Here is a 17822-nt window from a genome sequence, read left to right on the forward strand (position 1 = left end):
AGGGGCTGACCAAGAAGAAACAAAAAGATGAAGAGGAGACGCAAAGACAACCCCGGGGTCAGTCAATAAATCGAAAACCGTTGACGGAAACCGAGGTTACCACAAGCTTTGAGTTACGGCCTCGAGGATTGAGGCGGACGTTCCGGCTTTTTGCCAGGATCAATATCGGGGCGCTTGTCGGAACCAGGCCGCTTCGGCCGGTTCTCACGAACGTCGCGGGCACGCTCTGAGATGGACTGACCAAAATCCCGCCCTTTTTCATGGGCCTGCTCGCGAATTTGCTGGCCCGGCGGCTCACCATCGCCACGTCCAAGCCCGGAGGAACGACGCTCCAGTGCCGGCAACTCCGGCAGCCGAATTTCCCGGGCAACCGATTCCGTTACGTCCTCATTCTCACCAACCAGCCGCATGGTGACATCAAGATCGTCCCGGCCAAACACCGGCGCGGACATCAGGGCGAGCATAAGGCCAGCGGTTGCGAAGCCAAGGGATCCGTTATAACCACTCATGTTGCAGGCTCCTTAACATCCACAGGGGCATGCCGGCTCGCCCCCGGGTAATCGGGTATGGTGGCCCGAAAAACTTTCTGCCGGCCTTCAGCATCCAGTTCGGCAACAAGCTCGCCGGCCCCAGGGAACAGAATTCGCAGAGGCAGGGCCAGCACATTGGCACCCTGCTCCAGGCTCACCTGCCAGCGCACCTGATGCTGCCCGGGCAAGCCTGCGATTTCCACATGAGGCGGCAGATTCAAGGTAAGGGTAACGTCATCCAGGGGCTCTCCCGCCGTGAATGCAAGGCGTACGGTTCTCTCCACGGGGGTGTCCACCACCTCCGCCAAAGCGATAGCCTCATGACCAGTCTCATCAGGCTGCCACAGTCCGGACTGTCCGATGAACAACCCCAATGCCAGTGCTGCCGCCACCGCACCACCCCTAGCCATATGGACACGCCGGCCCGAACCGGAAGACAGCTCCCGAAACACACGCGATTCAAAATCCGGGGCCGGCGGAGGCACATCAAACTGCGTCGCCATCCGGGACATCAACTCTTCTTCCATATCACAACGACGCCGGCACCGAGGGCAACGTTGCAAATGCTCACGCACCACTGCCGCCTCATTCTCGGGGAGTGTCGCCCTGACATAATCAGGTAATTGTGATCGAGTGCTTCGACAGGACATGGTCATCACCTCACTCCTCAACACGCCGGATGTCGCTTCCCGGTTCCATGCGCTGCTGCAGGTATTTTCTCAGCGTGGCCCGGCTGCGATGCAGCCGTGATTTCACGGTACCAACCGCAACGCCCAGTACTTCAGCCACGTCTTCCTGTCGCCAACCGTCAACATCATGCAGAAGCAGCAAGGTTCGCTGATCTGGCGAAAGCTGCTCCATAGCCTCGTCCAGCATTGGCCCGAGGCGCGACTGATCGAAGGCATGCTCTGGTGTGGTGCCATCAGACTCCAGCGCATCGAACCAATCCGACTGATGATCCGCCTCCATGAGTTCACTGGCTGCCCGGTCGGCACGGCGCCCCTTGCGGCGAACCGAATCCACAAACTGGCGATAAAGCACACGGTTCAGCCAGGGCCGAAGTTGTTCCACCGTCTCCAGTTCGGATAATCGGGGATACAGTTTGACGACTACATCCTGCACCAGATCCTCAGCGTCCTGACGTGTTCCGGTTAAACGGTAGGCAAACGCATACATCCCCTCGAGGTAGGGCTGAACCAACCGATGGAAACGTTTCTGTGCGGAGGGGCGGAACGGAAAAATTGCCAAAGACCAACTGCCTGATCGAAATTCTGGAAGCGGGCAGTCTATCTCACGCCCGCCCTGAGTGCACTTCAGGCAATGATGACGGATTTATGGCCGGATGTTAATGCAACAACCGGAACCTTTTTCGAACCCTCGGCGTTGGGTTCTGACTGGCACCCAACGACCAGGCCAGAACTGGACCAAAAACCGGAGGGTTTTATGAAGCAACTGAGCAGAGTATTTGTCGTTTCTGCGCTGACCAGCGCACTGGTGGCATGCGGTGGTAGCGGCGGTTCCTCATCATCGGGTGAGACCGGCTCGGTCTCCGTTGGACTGACCGACGCCCCGACCATGGAGCTGTCCAGCGTCAACATCGCGTTCAATGCCATCCGGCTCAAGCCGGCCGACGGTGACTGGCTGGAATTCAGCCTCGATGAAACCGGTGTGGTTGACCTGCTCACACTGCAAGGCGGTGTAACCGAGCCACTGATCACCAACGAGGAAGTGCCGGCCGGGGTCTATAACGAAATCCGGCTGATTATCGACACCGACAACTCCTACGTGACCAAAGAAAGCGATGGCGACAGCCAGTTCACCCTTGCCGTTCCCTCAGGTGAGCAGAGCGGACTGAAGCTGAAAGGCGACTTCGTGGTGGCGGCTGATTCCAGCAACAACTTCACCATCGATTTCGATGTGCGGAAATCCATTGTAAATCCACCCGGAAATGCCCTGGCTGATTACATGCTCAAGCCTGTGCTTCGGCTGGTAAACAATCTTGAGGTCGGTGAAATAGAAGGCACGGTTGATTACACAAATATTGTGCAAACCCGAGGTACTGCCGATACAAATGGTGAATTAACCGACTGTAGCCCCAATTACGAAGGTGCCGTTTACGTATACGAAGGCGCTGATGTCGAACCGATTGACCTGAACGTCACTCGCGATGGCACCAACCCGTTGATGGTGGTTCCGGTCACCGCTCAGGAATCTGGATCTCTCTATGAGTGGACCGCAGCATTCCTGACCGAAGGCCAGTACACCATCGCCTACAGCTGCCAGCTGGACAACAACGAGACCGATGAAGCTCTGGAGTTTGATGGGCAACAGAACGTCTCCGTTGTTGCCGGTGAAACAACCGTGGCAGACCCCATACCACAGCCCTGATTTTGCTGTGGCGTTCAGAGGCCAGGGACGGTCTCTGAACATTCATTCCGTCAACCCGAGTTACAACGCAGCAGCCCTGGCCTCAGCCTGATCGGCCCCCGCCACGTTACCGCGAGCCCGGCGGATATCCGCCAGCAGCAACCAGCCAGAACGCTGCATACGTTCATCGTTGCCCGCCAACGAGAGTCCCTTCAGAGTAAACTGCTCCGCAGCCCCCAGATTGTCCCCGGCAACGTAAGCCTCGGCCAACTTGAAATAGACTTCGGAAGATCTTGGCGCAATGCGCTGGGCACGTTCCAGTCGGGCGATGGCGCCGGCGGAATCACCCTGCCGAAGGCGCTGATCTGCATCACGCACCAACGTGAGCGCGGCGGCCGGCAACTGGTCACCGGATTCGCTGTAGCTGGGCGCCCGGGTGCTCGGCGAGTCCGGCTCAGTGACCGTCGGTTGCTCACTCTTGCGCCATACCTGTTCGTCCTGCTCATCAGGAATATTGGTGCGTGGTGGTTCCGGCGCCGAACGGCGGTCATCGCCCCCCACGGGCACATAGATGGAGCCGCCACCCGGCCCGGTGGCGCAACCACCGGCCAGGCCGACAAACAGGGCCAGGCAGGCTGACCGTACAATCACTTGTTTATTCATTGAAACAATCCTTCAAACCAACCTCGAATTTGCCGGCCAAGACTGCCGTTGCAGCCTGTGTGCTGTTCCGGCTCGCTGCCGGCGATAAACGGAATCAGCCGGGCATTGTCGCAGTTTTCGCCGGTCAGCGCCTGTTCGCCAGGGTTCACCCAGTGATACTGAACGCCATCGGGCATCACCGGTGAGAAACCGTGCTGGGGAATCTGCGCCATGGTGGCAGACCAGACCGGCAAGGCGCCGGAAGCCCCGGTCAACGCGGTCGGGCCGTTATCATCACGGCCGACCCAGGCGACCGCCAGCAGGTCGCCACTGAAACCGGCGAACCAGGAATCACGGCCATCGTCAGTAGTACCGGTCTTGCCCGCCAGTGTCAGGGAATCCGGTAACCGGTAGTAGGCTGACCGGCCCGTGCCTTCCTGCATGGTTTCCTGCATAACATACTGCACCAGATGCACCGCGGCAGGATCGGCCACCTGATCCACTTTCAGGCTATACCGGGACAAAGGCTCATTCGCGGCATCGGTGACTTCCCGAATGGTACGCAGGGGCGTATTGAAACCGGAGGTTGCCAGCCCCTGATACAGCTGCGCGACATCCACCGGCGACAGGGAAATGGAACCCAGAAGCATCGACGGATAATCCGAAATAGGCGTGGTCACCCCAAAGGCCCTCAGCGTCTCCTGCACCGCCGGTATGCCCACATCCAGCCCTACACGCACGGCCGGCAGGTTGTACGAACGGGACAGAGCTTCATGCAAGGGCACCAGGCCACGCTCCTTGCCATCATAGTTCTGCGGCTGCCAGCGCCGACCATCGTCAAACTCGAGGGTGAAGGCCTTATCCTGAACCGGCGAAATCAAGGTGTAGCGCTCCGGCTGAGACAGCGCCGTCAGGTAGATAAACGGCTTCACCAGCGAACCGATAGGCCTCCGGGCGTCAACTGCCCGGTTAAAACCGGCAAAGCGGGGGTCTTTGCCCCCCACCAGCGCCAACACCTCGCCGGTATCCTTGGCGGTGACAACCACCGCCGCTTCCAGCGCCTCGGCCACCTCTCCCGATGCCAGACGAGGCAAGGTATCGGTTGCGGCCTTCTCAGCGGCCTGCTGAACTTCCGGATTCAGGGTGGTGAATATTCTCAGGCCCTCGCTCTGCAGGTCTTCCTCCCGGTAGTCCCGCGCCAGATGCCGGCGCACCAGGTCGATATAGGCCGGGTAGCGATTATCGGTATAGGAGGGTTTTGCGCTGAGGCCGAGAGGCCGTGCACTCGCCTCCCTGGCTTCTTGCCCGGAAATAACCCCGGCCTCCGCCATTTCGTCCAGCACCAGGTTACGCCGCGCCGTTGCCCGTTCCGGGTGCCGGCGCGGATTGTAATAACTGGGGCCTTTGACCATGCCAATCAGCAGGGCAATCTGGTGGACATCAATGTCCTTCAGCGACTCGCCGAAGAAAAACTGGCTGGCGAGGCCAACACCATGAATGCTGCGAGTGCCTGCCTGGCCCAGATAAACTTCATTCAGGTAGGTTTCGAGGATGTCGTCCTTGTCATAATGCAACTCCAGCAATACCGACATCAGGGCTTCGTTGCCCTTGCGCAGAAGGGTTTGCTCCCGGGTCAGGAAAAAGTTCTTCACCAGTTGCTGGGTCAGTGTACTGCCGCCCTGAACTATTCGACCGGCCTTGATGTTCGCCACCATCGCCCGCGCAATGGAGAGTGGCGCGATGCCGAAATGCTCGTAGAACTGCCGGTCCTCCACAGCCATCAGACCGGCAATCATGGACTCGGGCACCTCATCCAGCTCCACCAGAATCCGATCCTCCCGATGGGACGGGTATATTCCGCCAATCTGAGCCGGCTCCAGCCGAACAATCGGAGAGCTGTCACCCTCCATCACGGAAAACGAATCTACCCGATCACCACGAACCACCAGTGACAGACGCCGTCTGGGCTCCTTGCCATCCGGGAAAGAAAAACCGCGGGTGCTGATGACAAAACGGTCGCCATTTCGCTGCCAGGTTCCGGGCCGACGCCCGTCGCCCGAGCGATAGCCTGCCAGCTCCAGTTCACGGACCAGCGCGGCGGCGCTGATACCGGCACCGTCGTAGAGTTCCAGGGGCCGGGCGTACACCCGGGAGGGCACTTCAAAGCGACGCCCTTCGAAGCGAGAGGTCACTACGGCATCGAGATAGACCATCCATCCCGCCAGCAGTACAAGGCACAGGGCAGCTGCGCGAAACAGAAAGCGCCAGAGACCGGAGCGTTTGCGGCGAGGACTGGATTCGGTTTTTTTCTTGCGGGGAGGCGTTTTTTTACTCATGGCGGGATTATATCGAAGGGGGCACCGCTATCGGCAGGTCTGGTGTGTGTTATTTCTGTAATCTGCCCGTTATAGTGGAGCCCTCCAAAAAACGAAAAATCAACAACTTCAAGGATTCCAGGAGCACAACGTGAGCGCCAACGGCCCGGATACACTGATCAAGGCACTGCAGAACCCGGAACTCTACGATCATCCGGTCAAGGATTTCCGCGTGATTGAGACCCATATCTCACAGGTTCTGCTCACCGGTGACTTTGCCTACAAGATCAAGAAACCCATGGATTTCGGGTTCCTGGATTTTTCCACCCTGGAACGCCGCAAACGCTTCTGTGAAGAAGAACTGCGCCTGAACAGCCGTCTGGCGGCCGAACTCTACCTTGAAGTGGTACCCATTACAGGCACCCCGGAGCAACCTCAACTGGGCGGTGAAGGCACCCCTTTCGAGTACGCCATTCGCATGCGCCAGTTCGATCAGAACCAGCTGTTTGATGTGCGCCAGGAACGCGGCGACCTGCCTGCCGACCTACTCACCAATCTTGCCCGCCAGGTTGCAGACTTTCACAAAAGCCTGCCGCCGGTCGCCGACGATAAGCCACTGGGCACCCCGGAGGCGGTGTATGCCGCCATGCAGGAAAACTTCGACCAGATCCGCCCCATGCTGGATGACGCCGGGTTACTGGCGCAGCTAGACAACCTGGAAGACTGGACCCGCACCACCTTCGAACGCTGCCGGGACTTAATCGCCCACAGACGGGAAAACGGGCTGGTGCGCGAATGTCATGGCGACCTGCACCTGGCCAACATTACCGTGTTCAATAATCAGGTGACGGTGTTCGACTGCATTGAGTTCAACGAGCCGTTCCGCTGGATCGACGTGATGAATGATCTGGCTTTCCTGCTTATGGACCTGGAATCCCGCCAGGAACCGGCGCTGGCGAACCGGGTATTGAACACCTATCTGGAATACCGCGGTGATTTTGAAGGCCTGGCCTTGCTCCCCCTGTACAAGGCGTACCGCGCCATGGTGCGGGCCAAAATCGCCCTGTTCACCCTGGGCAACCCGAACCTGAGCGAGGCCGAAAAAGCCGACCTGATGCAGCGTTACCGGGATTACGCCCAACTGGCGGAGGATTACGGCGCCATTCCGAACCATTACCTGCTGGCCACCACCGGTCTCTCCGCCAGCGGCAAGACCTGCGTCAGTGCCGCCATGGCGGAGGAGCTCGGGCTGATCCGGCTGCGCTCTGACGTAGAGCGCAAACGCCTGCACGGTCTGGGGCCCCTGGACGACAGCAAATCGGGCCTGGGCACCGATCTTTACAGCCCGGAAGCAACCGAAAAAACCTACGCGCATCTGGCGGAGCTGGCCGGAGAGCTGCTGGCTTCAGGTCTGTCTGTCATTGTTGATGCGGCCTGCCTGAAAGAGAAGGAGCGGGCTCAGTTTGCCGATGTGGCCGAAAATCAGGGGGTGCCCTTCGCTCTGCTGCATTGCGAGGCGCCGGAAGCTCTGCGCCGGGAGTGGGTGCGCAAACGCAAAGGTGATGCCTCAGAGGCAACGGAAGAGTTGCTGGATGCTCAGCAAAGCTGGTTTGAGCCGCTGACCACTGAGGAGAAAACCCACACGGTGCACCTGCACACCGAGGATGAGCACGTTGCCGAGGCGGTTGCTGATCGCATCCGCCAGCATCTGGGCATGGCCGGCCCGGCCTGATCCGAGCTGCCCTGCCATTTTGGCAGGGCGCACTATACTGACACTAAAAACAAACCCTGCTGTCCGCGCGAGGTGTGAGATGGACGATATTCAGGAAAGCGATCTCCAGCATATAGACCACCCCCTGTATGACCTGCTCCGTAGCGAGGATATCGACACCTTTAATGCCGAGAAAGCCAAGCTAAGCGAGTTTCCGAGCTTTGCCCATGGCGATTTCCGCGGGTTGGACCTGCGCGGCATGGACGCAAAGGGCCTGGATTTCCGCCATGGCTACTTCCGCGGCGCCGATCTCCGCGGCATCGATTTCTCGAAATCGAGAATGGAAGGTGCCAGCATCGCCAGCGCCAAGATTTCCGGCTGCTATTTCCCGCACCGCCTGGAAGCCGATGAAATCGTGATGTCGCTCAACCACGGCACGCGCATGCGTTACGCCATCCTGCCAAAATGAGTGCTCTCTCAGCCAACTGGCAAACCGTCGCGCCGGCGAGCGAGCTTGTTCCCGGCCAGTTCCTGGAATTTCGCCTGAAAGAGAAAGCGAAAGAACCGGCCGGCATGCCCCTCACCGGTTTCGCCTTTCTGGATGGCACCACTCCCCGGGCCTACCTTAACCTTTGCCCTCATCTGGGTATTGAACTGAACTGGATGCCGGGCCGATTCATGGACAGCGACAATCTGTTTATCCAGTGTTCCACCCACGGCGCGCTGTTCAAGCCCGGTACCGGTGAATGTATTGCGGGCCCCTGCCAGGGCGATGCGCTCTCCGCCCTGGACATTCGCCTGCACGATGGTGAGGTGCAGGTCAGGGTTCCAGACTGACCGGCACCTCCTCAACCAGCTCCAGGCGCCCCGAAGGGTTGCCATCTTCACCGGCCAGTGCAGCCCGATAGGCGATCACCTCCACCCCGGCTTCGCAGGCTTCTCGAAGCAGCTGACCATAGCGGGCATCAATATGATCCGCAGGCCGGACCTGCTCGATCCCGGTGTGGTTCACCACAAAAAACAGCACCGCCCGATCACCCTCTTGCACCTGAGCCATCAGTTCCCGCAGGTGTTTCTGACCGCGCTCGGTGACGGCGTCCGGGAAATAACCTTCCCCGCCTTCCGCCAAAGTAACGTTTTTTACCTCCACCCAGGCATCGGGTTCGTGGTCATGGCCAGACAACAACAGGTCGATCCGGCTTTTTTCCGAACCGTAACGCACCTCTGCCCGGCATTGGGAATAGCCGGCCAGGCTCTGCACCACCCCGGCTTCGATAGCGGCGCGGGCCTGGGCGTTGGGGCGTGCCGTATTCACGCAGGCAAGCACCCCCGGCGCAGTCTCCACCAGCTCCCAGGTGTACTGGAGCTTACGCTTGGGATTGTCACTCCGGCTCAACCACACCCGGGCATTTTCCGGCTGGCACCCCAGCATGGAACCGGTGTTGGGGCAGTGGGCGGTTACCTCAGTCCCATCCGGCAATTGCACGTCCGCCAGGAAGCGTTTGTAGCGGCGAATCAGCCGCCCTTCTACCAAAGGTTCAGGAAACTTCATGTGCTCTCCGCAAAAAGTACGTGTCACAAGGCTGGCACCCCTGTGACTTATCTGCTATTTTCCGCAGATTCCCGTTTCAGGACGAATGCTATCCAGGGTAAAACCGCGCAGCCACACTGGCGCGGAGGGAAGCAAAGCGTTCTTGTGAAGTACAAACAAGAGGCCGGGTTCAATGGCAAACACTGCAGAACAACCACGCGAACGTTTTACCAACTTCACCCCTTATGAAATGAAGAAGGGTGAAGACTACATGAGTGCGGAAATGCTCCAGCACTTCAAAGATCTGCTGCTGCAATGGAAGCAGGAGCTGATGGAAGAAGTCGACCGCACCATGCACCACATGCAGGAAGACGCAGCAAACTACGCGGATCCCAGCGATCGCGCAACCCAGGAAGAAGAGTTCAGCCTGGAACTGCGCACCCGCGACCGCGAGCGGAAGCTGATCAAGAAAATCGACCAGACTATCGATCGTATCGACAAGGACGACTACGGTTTTTGCGACCAGTGTGGTGTGGAAATCGGCATTCGTCGCTTGGAGGCACGCCCGACGGCCACTCTGTGCATCGATTGCAAGACCCTGGCTGAGATTCGCGAACGCCAGACCGGCATCTGACGCTGCCCCGGGCCGGCGGCGTGTCCTCCGCCGGCCCTTCTACGCCTATGGCGACTTCACGTTATCGCGGGCGGTTTGCCCCTTCCCCCACCGGCCCACTGCACTTTGGTTCCCTGGTCACGGCTCTGGCCAGCTGGCTGGAAGCAAAGCTTGCCCGCGGTGACTGGCTGGTTCGCATCGAAGACCTTGACCCACTAAGGGAGCCCCCGGAAGCCACCGGCCAGATACTGCATTCACTGGAATGCCACGGCCTTTTCCCCGACGAATCCGTCCGCTTCCAGTCCCGGCGACACGACGCCTACCAGAGTGCCATCGAAACCCTGCTGGCGCAGAACAAAGCCTATCGCTGCCGGTGCTCACGCAAACAACTCAAAGACAACCACGGCTACCATCCCAATCGGTGCCGGCGAGGTGACACCAGCCCCGGGGATGGCCCACACGCCGTTCGCTTTGCCCTCGAAGAGGAAGCAAGTCACTGGCAGGACGATCTGCTTGGCCCCCAGGTACAGATGGTGCACGCCGAACTGGACGATCCGGTCATTCTGCGCAAGGAAGGTTTCTACGCCTATCAGCTGGCAGTCGTTGTCGACGATATCGACCAGGGCATCACTCATGTGGTTCGCGGCTCTGACCTGCTCGACATGACCGCGCAGCAACAACAGGTCTTCCGGGCCCTGGGTGCCGAGCCACCCCACTGGCTGCACATTCCGGTAATCGTCAACGAACAAGGCCAGAAACTCAGCAAGCAGACCCACGCTCCGGCCCTGGATGACGATCACCCTGCCCGCAATCTCTTTCTGGCACTTCAGGCCCTGGGGCAGCAACCGGAGCCGACACTCGCTCGTGCCACGGTTGAAGAAGTTCTCAATTGGGCCGAGGCCCACTGGCAACGGAGCGCCATTCCCCTGACATCCGGGCAGGCCCGTGGTATAACCGGCGGGACACTTTCGCCTTCGGACCGATAACCCGATGTATATCTACCGCCTGGTATTTCTGCTGGTACTGGCTATCTATATTTTTTCGCCCAATATCCTGGATTGGTGGACATCGCCGGAGAATGCCTGGTACAGCCCCTTCGTGATCTGGGGTGGGCTGATTGCTATCGGTTTCTGGCTGGAATGGCGGCGGGATCCCAATGAGTTTTAGCGCCACCGGCCTGCTGCTGGCCAGCCTGTTTTATCTGATCGTTCTGTTCGGCATTGCCTGGGGCACCGAACGGGGCACGTTATTGCGCCGCTGGGTTCGCCACCCACTGATCTATACCCTTAGCCTTGGGGTTTATGCCGGCATCTGGGCCGTCTACGGCGCCATTGGTATGGCGGCGGACTCCGGCTACGGCTTCCTGGCCTATTACCTGGGCATCAGCGGCGCCTTCCTGCTGGCACCGGTTCTGCTCAACCCGATTCTCCGCATAGGCCGCGCCTACCAGCTGACGTCGCTGGCCGATCTTTTTGCCTATCGTTACCGCAGTCAGTGGGCGGGCACCCTGGTCACCCTGTATTCGGCTGCGGCCATTCTGGCCTTGCTGAGCATGCAGATTCAGGCAGTCTCGGTTTCCGCCAGCCTGCTCGCCCCGGATGCGCCGCCGAAAGTTATCAGCGTCATGTTCAGCCTGATCGTGGTGCTGTTCACCATGCTGTTTGGTGCCCGTCGCCATCAGGCCTCCGGCAACCATCAGGGGCTGGTACTGGCCATCGCCTTCGACTCCCTGGTGAAAGTGGTTGTCCTCCTGGTTTTAGGCGGCGTTATCCTGTTCTCGGTTTTCGGTGGTACCAACGGGCTTGAGGCCTGGTTGGCGGAAACTTCACATCCGGAAGCCACCATGACCATGGCAATTAATGACGGAAGCTGGCGGGCACTGCTGCTGATGTCGTTCGCCGCGGCCCTGGTGCTCCCCCACATGTACCACATGACTTTCAGTGAGAACCCGTCCCCCCGTGCCCTCGCGAAGGCCAGCTGGGGGCTGCCACTGTACCTGCTGCTGGTCGGCCTGCCGGTGCCGCTGATTGTCTGGGGTGGCCAGGCGCTGTCGGTTGACGCTCCGCCGGCCTTTTTCAGTATCGGCGTAGCCCAGGCCCTGGAGAGCCCCGTCCTGACCATGGCCATGTACATTGCCGGGCTTTCCGCCGCCAGCGGACTGATGATCGTCAGTACCCTGGCCCTGTCCGGCATGGTGCTTAACCATGTTGTTCTGCCGCTCAAGACGCCCCGGGATCAAGGTGACATCTATCGCTGGCTGCAGTGGGTCAAACGCCTACTGATTGCCGTCATCCTGTTTCTGGCCCTGCTGTTCCATGAAACCATTGGCCAGCACCTGGACCTGTCTATTCTGGGCGCCATCTCGCTCTCCGGCACACTGCAGCTGCTGCCGGGCGCGCTTGGCGTCATCTACTGGCCGGAAGGCAACCGCCGTGGCCTGATTGCCGGCCTGTTTACCGGCCTGTTCATCTGGTTGATCACCTTGGTGTTGCCGTTCTCGGTGGCGGCAGACATCCTGTCCTGGCTTGAGTTGCCGGTTACGCCCGGCTACGACAACTGGCACCTGTTCACCTTCGTCAGCCTGACCGCCAACATCAGTGTGTTCGCGCTGGTCTCAATTCTCAGCCCGGCGTCACCGGAGGAAACCAGTGCCGCTCAGGCGTGCTCGCTGGGCGCCCTGTCCCGGCCGCAGCGGCGGGAACTGCTGGCAGCATCCTCCAACGAATTCGTCCAGCAACTGGCCGAGCCACTGGGCATCCGGGTCGCCCGCCGGGAAGTGGAGCGGGCCCTGAACCAGCTCAAGCTACCCAATGTCGAGTTCCGGCCTTATCAGTTGCGGCGGTTGCGGGATCAGGTGGAAATCAATCTGTCTGGCCTGCTGGGGCCTTCGGTCGCCCGGGACATCGTCAAGCGCCATCTGGGCTTCAAACCGCTGACCCATGGTGGCACCGGCCAGGATATTCGCTACGTGGAGCGGGCTCTGGGTGATTACCAGAATCAGCTCACTGGTCTGGCCGGCGAACTGGACAACCTTCGCCGCCACTACCGGCAGACCCTGCAGAATCTGCCCATCCCCGCCTGTTCAGTAGGTGAAGACGGCGAGATTCTGATGTGGAATCATGCCATGGAAAGCCTCACCAACATTTCCGCCGAGGAAGTGGTCGGGGCCAAGCTGCTGGCCCTGCCGGAGCACTGGCACGCCCTGCTGGACGATTTCAATCGAGGCGACGACCTGCACCGCTACAAGCACAGGCTGGATCTTCGCGGCAAGCCACATTGGCTGAACCTGCACAAGGCGACACTGAGCGGCCCGGATCACACCGAAGGCGGCTCGATCATCCTGGTGGAGGACCAGACCGAAACCCGCTTACTGGAAGATGAATTGATGCACAGCGAACGACTGGCCTCCGTGGGGCGCCTCGCGGCCGGCGTCGCTCACGAAATCGGTAATCCCGTCACCGGCATCTCGTCTCTGGCCCAGAACCTGAAACTGGAAACCGATGATCCGTCCATTCTGGAAACTGCAGACCAGATTCAGCAGCAGACCCGACGCATTTCCACCATCCTGCAGTCGCTGATGAACTTCGCACGTACCGGCAACCACGCCCACGCCAACCGTTATGAGCCGGTCAGCCTGCACCGCTGCATTGATGAATCCATCAACCTGCTGTCGCTCAGTGACAAGGGGCTCGGCATCAGTTTTCTGAACGAGTGCCCCGCCAGCCTGCAGGTGCTGGGAGATGAACAACGGCTGGTGCAGGTATTCATCAACCTGCTGGCCAACGCCCGGGACGCCTCCCCAGACGGCGGTACCATCCGGGTTGCTGGAAAGGCCGACGGCTACTCCGCTATCATCGAGGTCATTGACGAAGGCTCCGGCATACCGGCAGACCAGCTGGATCATATTTTCGAACCGTTTTACACCACCAAGGCCCCCAACAAAGGAACCGGGCTTGGCCTGTCACTGGTGTACAGCATCATTGAAGAGCACTATGGCAACATTCAGGTGGAAAGCCCGGCCAATCCGGAAACCGGCCTGGGCACCTGCGTGAGACTCCGCCTGCCTGCCTACGAGCCTGATACCGACAGCGGTTACAGCAGCCCGAACGAAAGGTCGTGAACACCCTATGCCCCGTATTCTGATTGTTGAAGACGAAGACATTATCCGCTCGGCGGTTCGCAAACTTCTCCAGCACGCCGGCTATGAGGTGGCAGATGCTGTCTCGGTGGAAGAAGCCGAGGGCCTCGACCCGGACAGCTTCGACCTGGTCATCACCGATCTGCGCCTGCCAGGCGCCGCCGGTACGGAAATGATCAACCGCGCCCCCAACACGCCGGTACTGATCATGACCAGTTATGCCAGTTTGCGGTCCGCAGTTGACTCCATGAAGATGGGCGCCGTGGACTACATTGCCAAACCCTTCGACCATGACGAAATGCTCGCGGCTGTAGAGAATATTCTGGCACGCAAGTCTTCGGCTTCCGATGAAATAACCGGCCCTGGTGATGCCGCCCGCACGAGCGGGCCCGACTCGGACCCATCCGAGATCATGTTTGGCCAGTGTGAGCCCATGCAGAAGGTGTTCACCCTGATTCGCAAAGTCGCCCCCACCGAGACCACAGTGCTTATCCAGGGCGAATCCGGTACCGGTAAAGAACTGGCGGCACGGGCTCTGCACCTGCTCAGCCCGCGAGCCAGCAAACCGCTCATCTCCGTAAACTGCGCGGCCATTCCCGAAAGCCTGATCGAATCGGAACTGTTTGGCCACGAGAAAGGCGCCTTTACCGGCGCCGTCTCGGCCCGCACCGGGCTGATTGAAGCGGCAGACGGCGGCAGTCTGTTCCTGGATGAAATCGGCGAACTACCTGCCGAAGCCCAGGCCCGATTGCTGCGGGTGTTGCAGGAAAGCGAGATTCGCAAAGTGGGCTCGACCCAGAGCCGGACCGTGGACGTGCGGATGATCGCCGCCACCCACCGAAACCTGAAAGCCATGACCAGAACCGGCGAGTTCCGGGAAGACCTTTACTACCGACTGAATGTGATGCAGATCCGCATACCGCCCCTGCGGGAACGTCGCGCCGACATTCTGGGCCTGGCCCGCCGGTTCCTGAAACGCCAGGCCAGCAAGCTTGGTCGCCCGGAGCTGTCTCTGAGCCCCGAGGCTATGCAGGCACTGGAACGCTATCGCTGGCCCGGCAACGTCCGGGAACTGGAAAACGCCATCGAACGAGCCTCAATCCTGACCGATGGCGATGTCATTACCCCGGCGGTACTGGACCTGGACAGCGACTCCGCCGACGAGTACATCCCGGAAACACTGGTTGAAGGCAATAATGAACAAACCCCTGCAAGGGATGTTGATTCGTCCAACGATCTGTCGCTGGAGGATTACTTCCAACACTTTGTGCTTGAAAATCAGGACCGGATGAGCGAGACCGAGCTGGCGCAGAAGCTGGGCATCAGCCGAAAGTCACTTTGGGAGCGTCGGCAACGCCTGGGCATTCCCCGCAAAAAAGCCTGACCCAAAGAATGAACCCAGAATCAGTTGTTACCGCCTGTTCCTCTCGGTAACACTTCCTGTCCAGATCATGAGACCCAGGTAACACTTTCAGGAGATACGGGGTAACACTTACATACCTCTTTTTCATAACCCCCTGTTTAAAAAGGCTTTTAGAAAACTGGCACGACCACTGCACTCTAATAAGCGCACAACAACAAAAACAAAAGTGACAACGCAGCGCCAAAACAAAAACAAATAGCTGCACGAGCGCCCGGCAACAAAAACAAGAACAGGGTGCAAGCGAACTGAGTGTTTTGGGTACTATGCTTTTTAGGGGTCCCACGACACGTGCGAGTTGTAGATGTAGAGAAGAATCGTCTTCCAGGCGACACTGCAGATACTCCCATAACCCGCACCGTGTTACTGGCCGCTCTATGTATTCAAAGCTTTCCGTTTGCATTGCTTAAGGTCCTTATCTTGGGGACAACACAGTGGGGTAAAAGAATCAAAAAGAATCCCGGCAACAACAAAAACAATGCAGATCGTCAACGCTTTCAGGGCGGATTCGTGGAAACGGATCCGCCTTTTGATTTTCCGGACTGCCAAAAACAGCCTTCCCTCAACAGGCCTCCATGACCACTTTATTCACTGGCATTTCCGTCAAACATGTGCAATTCCTGCGCAAACCGTTAAAATCCCCGTTTTTGCGCTTCGCAAACACGGAATTCCATGCCTAAACGACTTGTTGAAAAACTACGCTCCTTCATTCCCGGCAACGGGAAGAAGAAAGCCCGCCACTACCAGCGGCAGGAGATCCCGCGGGATCAGCACAATGTCTCCCGCTCCATGATCAGTGAACCGGCCAAGAAGGTACTGCACCGTCTGAACAAGTCCGGCTACGAGGCCTATCTGGTGGGCGGTGGCGTTCGCGACATTCTACTTGGCGGACACCCCAAAGACTTCGACATAGCCACCAACGCAACACCCGAAGAAGTTCACGACCTGTTCCGGAACTCCCGCCTGATTGGTCGCCGCTTTCGCATTGTGCACGTGGTGTTCGGGCGGGAAATCATCGAAGTAACCACCTTCCGCGGTAATGCCCGGGATACCGATGACGACCTGGCCGACGACGAGCACAAGACCAGTGAACATGGTCTGTTACTGCGGGATAATGTCTATGGCAATCAGGAAGAAGACGCACTTCGGCGCGACTTCACCATCAATGCGTTGTATTACTGCATCCGGGATTTCTCCATTATCGACTTTGCCAACGGCGTGCAGGATCTGAAAAACCGTCAGATCCGCCTGATTGGCGACCCGGAAACCCGCTATCGGGAAGATCCCGTGAGAATGCTGCGCGCCATTCGTTTTGCGGCCAAACTGGACTTCCAGATTGAGCCGGAAACGGAGGCCCCCATTCGGGAGCTGGCCCCACTGTTGGCGCACATCCCTCCGGCCCGGCTGTTCGATGAAGTCCTCAAACTGTTCTCCGCCGGCCACGGCGAGGCAACCTATCGCCTGCTTCAGAACTATGGTCTGCTGGCCCCACTGTTCCCGGAGACCGCCCGGGCACTGGATGCCGGCGAACCCGATGAACTGATACTGCAAGCCCTTCGCAACACCGATGCCCGGATTGCCCAGGGCAAATCAGTGACCCCGTATTTCCTGTTTGCGGCCATGCTCTGGCCGGCTCTGCAGGTGGAATGGCGCAGGCGCCAGGACAATGGCGATCCGGTTCAGCCGGCGCTGCACGGCGCCATCGGCAAGGTGATCGGCCGCCAGGTGCAGGCAACCGCGATACCGAAACGTTTCTCGGGCCCCATGAAAGAAATCTGGGAACTGCAGATGCGGCTACCCCGTCGCCAGGGCAAACGAGCGTTCGGTACCATGACCCATCCGCGCTTCCGGGCGGCCTACGATTTTCTGCTGGTGCGGGAAGCCGCGGGCGAAATTGAGCCGGGCCTCGGGCAATGGTGGACGGAATTCCAGCAGGCGGATGAGCGTGCGCAGGAAAAAATGCTTTCCGAGCTGGGCTCCGGTGGTCCGAAAAAGCGCCGTCGCAAGCGCAAACCTGCAAGAAAACCGCCCCAGCCATGACTGTCGATGCCTATATTGGGCTGGGCAGCAATCTGGAACAGCCTGCAGCCCAACTGGCAAGAGCCGTGTCGGAACTCGCGGGCTTACCCAAATCCACACTGGTAGCGCAATCTCCGTTCTATGCCAGCCGCCCCGTCGGCCCGCAGGATCAACCAGATTTCGTGAACGGTGCCGTTCATCTGCGTACCGATCTTTCTGCCCACGAACTGCTGGATTGCCTGCAAGCCATTGAACAGGCCCACGGCCGTGAGCGACTGAGGCACTGGGGACCACGCACCCTGGATCTGGATCTGCTGCTGTTTGGTCAGACAACCCTCAACGACGCACGCCTGACCGTTCCCCACGCGGAACTGGCCAACCGTGATTTCGTCCTGCAACCCCTGCTGGACCTGGCCCCGGAACTGGCACTGCCGGACGGCACCAGCGTTTCGGAACTGCGCCGACATTGCCCGGACAACCAGCTGCGCAAGCTGCCAGCCCAGGCGCACCCCTGACCAGGTTCCTCATGGCACCCA

The 17822-nt window shown here is 59.4% G+C and carries 18 protein-coding genes; 12 read left to right on the forward strand and 6 right to left on the reverse strand.

The features are described 5' to 3' along the window. Positions 1-113: 113 nt before the first annotated feature. Genes ARC85_RS06190 through ARC85_RS06200 form a run of 3 tightly spaced genes read right to left on the reverse strand, consistent with a single transcriptional unit; the run spans position 114 to position 1778 of the window. Complete coding sequence (locus ARC85_RS06190; protein ID WP_011784214.1) at positions 114-509, reverse strand: hypothetical protein; 396 nt, start codon at positions 507-509, stop codon at positions 114-116. Continuing rightward, entirely contained in the window at positions 506-1186 is a 681-nt protein-coding gene (locus ARC85_RS06195) for a zf-HC2 domain-containing protein (RefSeq protein ID WP_286714530.1), read from the reverse strand. Before ARC85_RS06195 ends, ARC85_RS06190 begins: the two co-directional genes overlap by 4 nt. Before the next feature lie 4 nt (positions 1187-1190). Next, a complete protein-coding gene (locus ARC85_RS06200) occupies positions 1191-1778 on the reverse strand; it encodes an RNA polymerase sigma factor (RefSeq protein ID WP_286714531.1) in 588 nt (195 codons plus the stop codon). 195 nt (positions 1779-1973) lie between these two features. On the opposite strand from ARC85_RS06200, the gene ARC85_RS06205 reads away from it, so the two are divergent. Then, on the forward strand, positions 1974-2918 hold the full coding sequence (locus ARC85_RS06205) for a DUF4382 domain-containing protein (RefSeq protein ID WP_278350733.1): 945 nt from the start codon (positions 1974-1976) through the stop codon (positions 2916-2918). 60 nt (positions 2919-2978) lie between these two features. Here ARC85_RS06205 and ARC85_RS06210 read toward each other — a convergent pair whose 3' ends face one another. Then, positions 2979-3560: a tetratricopeptide repeat protein gene (locus tag ARC85_RS06210; protein WP_141068055.1), complete on the reverse strand. Its 582-nt coding sequence runs from the start codon at positions 3558-3560 to the stop codon at positions 2979-2981. Next, complete coding sequence (mrcB, locus tag ARC85_RS06215; RefSeq protein ID WP_286714532.1) at positions 3557-5875, reverse strand: penicillin-binding protein 1B; 2319 nt, start codon at positions 5873-5875, stop codon at positions 3557-3559. Before mrcB ends, ARC85_RS06210 begins: the two co-directional genes overlap by 4 nt. Positions 5876-6005: 130 nt before the next feature. Between mrcB and ARC85_RS06220 the strand changes: the two genes are divergently transcribed. From ARC85_RS06220 to ARC85_RS06230, 3 genes are all read left to right on the forward strand, one after another. Next, complete coding sequence (locus ARC85_RS06220; protein ID WP_153740771.1) at positions 6006-7586, forward strand: bifunctional aminoglycoside phosphotransferase/ATP-binding protein; 1581 nt, start codon at positions 6006-6008, stop codon at positions 7584-7586. Positions 7587-7665: 79 nt separating this feature from the next. Further along, positions 7666-8034: a pentapeptide repeat-containing protein gene (locus ARC85_RS06225; RefSeq protein ID WP_153740772.1), complete on the forward strand. Its 369-nt coding sequence runs from the start codon at positions 7666-7668 to the stop codon at positions 8032-8034. Beyond that, positions 8031-8402 carry a Rieske (2Fe-2S) protein gene (locus ARC85_RS06230; protein WP_023011605.1) on the forward strand — a complete coding sequence of 124 codons (372 nt, stop codon included), beginning with the start codon at positions 8031-8033 and terminating at the stop codon, positions 8400-8402. Before ARC85_RS06225 ends, ARC85_RS06230 begins: the two co-directional genes overlap by 4 nt. On the opposite strand, the gene sfsA is transcribed toward ARC85_RS06230, so the two are convergent. Then, entirely contained in the window at positions 8386-9117 is a 732-nt protein-coding gene (gene sfsA, locus ARC85_RS06235; RefSeq protein WP_113880572.1) for a DNA/RNA nuclease SfsA, read from the reverse strand. The genes ARC85_RS06230 and sfsA overlap by 17 nt on opposite strands. 172 nt (positions 9118-9289) lie before the next feature. Between sfsA and dksA the strand changes: the two genes are divergently transcribed. The 8 genes from dksA (at position 9290) to folK (ending at position 17801) form a co-directional block, all read left to right on the forward strand. Further along, positions 9290-9730, forward strand: a complete 441-nt coding sequence (gene dksA / locus ARC85_RS06240) for an RNA polymerase-binding protein DksA (protein WP_011784204.1) — start codon at positions 9290-9292, stop codon at positions 9728-9730. Positions 9731-9777: 47 nt separating this feature from the next. Continuing rightward, a complete protein-coding gene (gluQRS, locus tag ARC85_RS06245; protein ID WP_041654535.1) occupies positions 9778-10695 on the forward strand; it encodes a tRNA glutamyl-Q(34) synthetase GluQRS in 918 nt (305 codons plus the stop codon). A 4-nt stretch (positions 10696-10699) separates the two neighbouring features. Next, a complete protein-coding gene (locus tag ARC85_RS06250) occupies positions 10700-10876 on the forward strand; it encodes a hypothetical protein (protein ID WP_011784202.1) in 177 nt (58 codons plus the stop codon). Next, positions 10866-13829, forward strand: coding sequence for an ATP-binding protein (locus ARC85_RS06255; RefSeq protein ID WP_286714533.1), 2964 nt, complete (start codon positions 10866-10868; stop codon positions 13827-13829). Before ARC85_RS06250 ends, ARC85_RS06255 begins: the two co-directional genes overlap by 11 nt. Positions 13830-13836: 7 nt before the next feature. Continuing rightward, positions 13837-15231, forward strand: a complete 1395-nt coding sequence (locus ARC85_RS06260) for a sigma-54-dependent transcriptional regulator (protein WP_121208295.1) — start codon at positions 13837-13839, stop codon at positions 15229-15231. A gap of 327 nt (positions 15232-15558) precedes the next feature. Beyond that, a complete protein-coding gene (locus tag ARC85_RS06265) occupies positions 15559-15846 on the forward strand; it encodes a hypothetical protein (RefSeq protein ID WP_273030069.1) in 288 nt (95 codons plus the stop codon). A 93-nt stretch (positions 15847-15939) separates the two neighbouring features. After that, positions 15940-17307, forward strand: coding sequence for a polynucleotide adenylyltransferase PcnB (gene pcnB, locus ARC85_RS06270; protein WP_273030067.1), 1368 nt, complete (start codon positions 15940-15942; stop codon positions 17305-17307). Then, complete coding sequence (folK, locus tag ARC85_RS06275) at positions 17304-17801, forward strand: 2-amino-4-hydroxy-6-hydroxymethyldihydropteridine diphosphokinase (protein WP_286714534.1); 498 nt, start codon at positions 17304-17306, stop codon at positions 17799-17801. Before pcnB ends, folK begins: the two co-directional genes overlap by 4 nt. Positions 17802-17822 lie beyond the last annotated feature (21 nt).

This window comes from Marinobacter sp. tcs-11 (assembly GCF_002049515.1).
Classification (GTDB): domain Bacteria; phylum Pseudomonadota; class Gammaproteobacteria; order Pseudomonadales; family Oleiphilaceae; genus Marinobacter; species Marinobacter nauticus.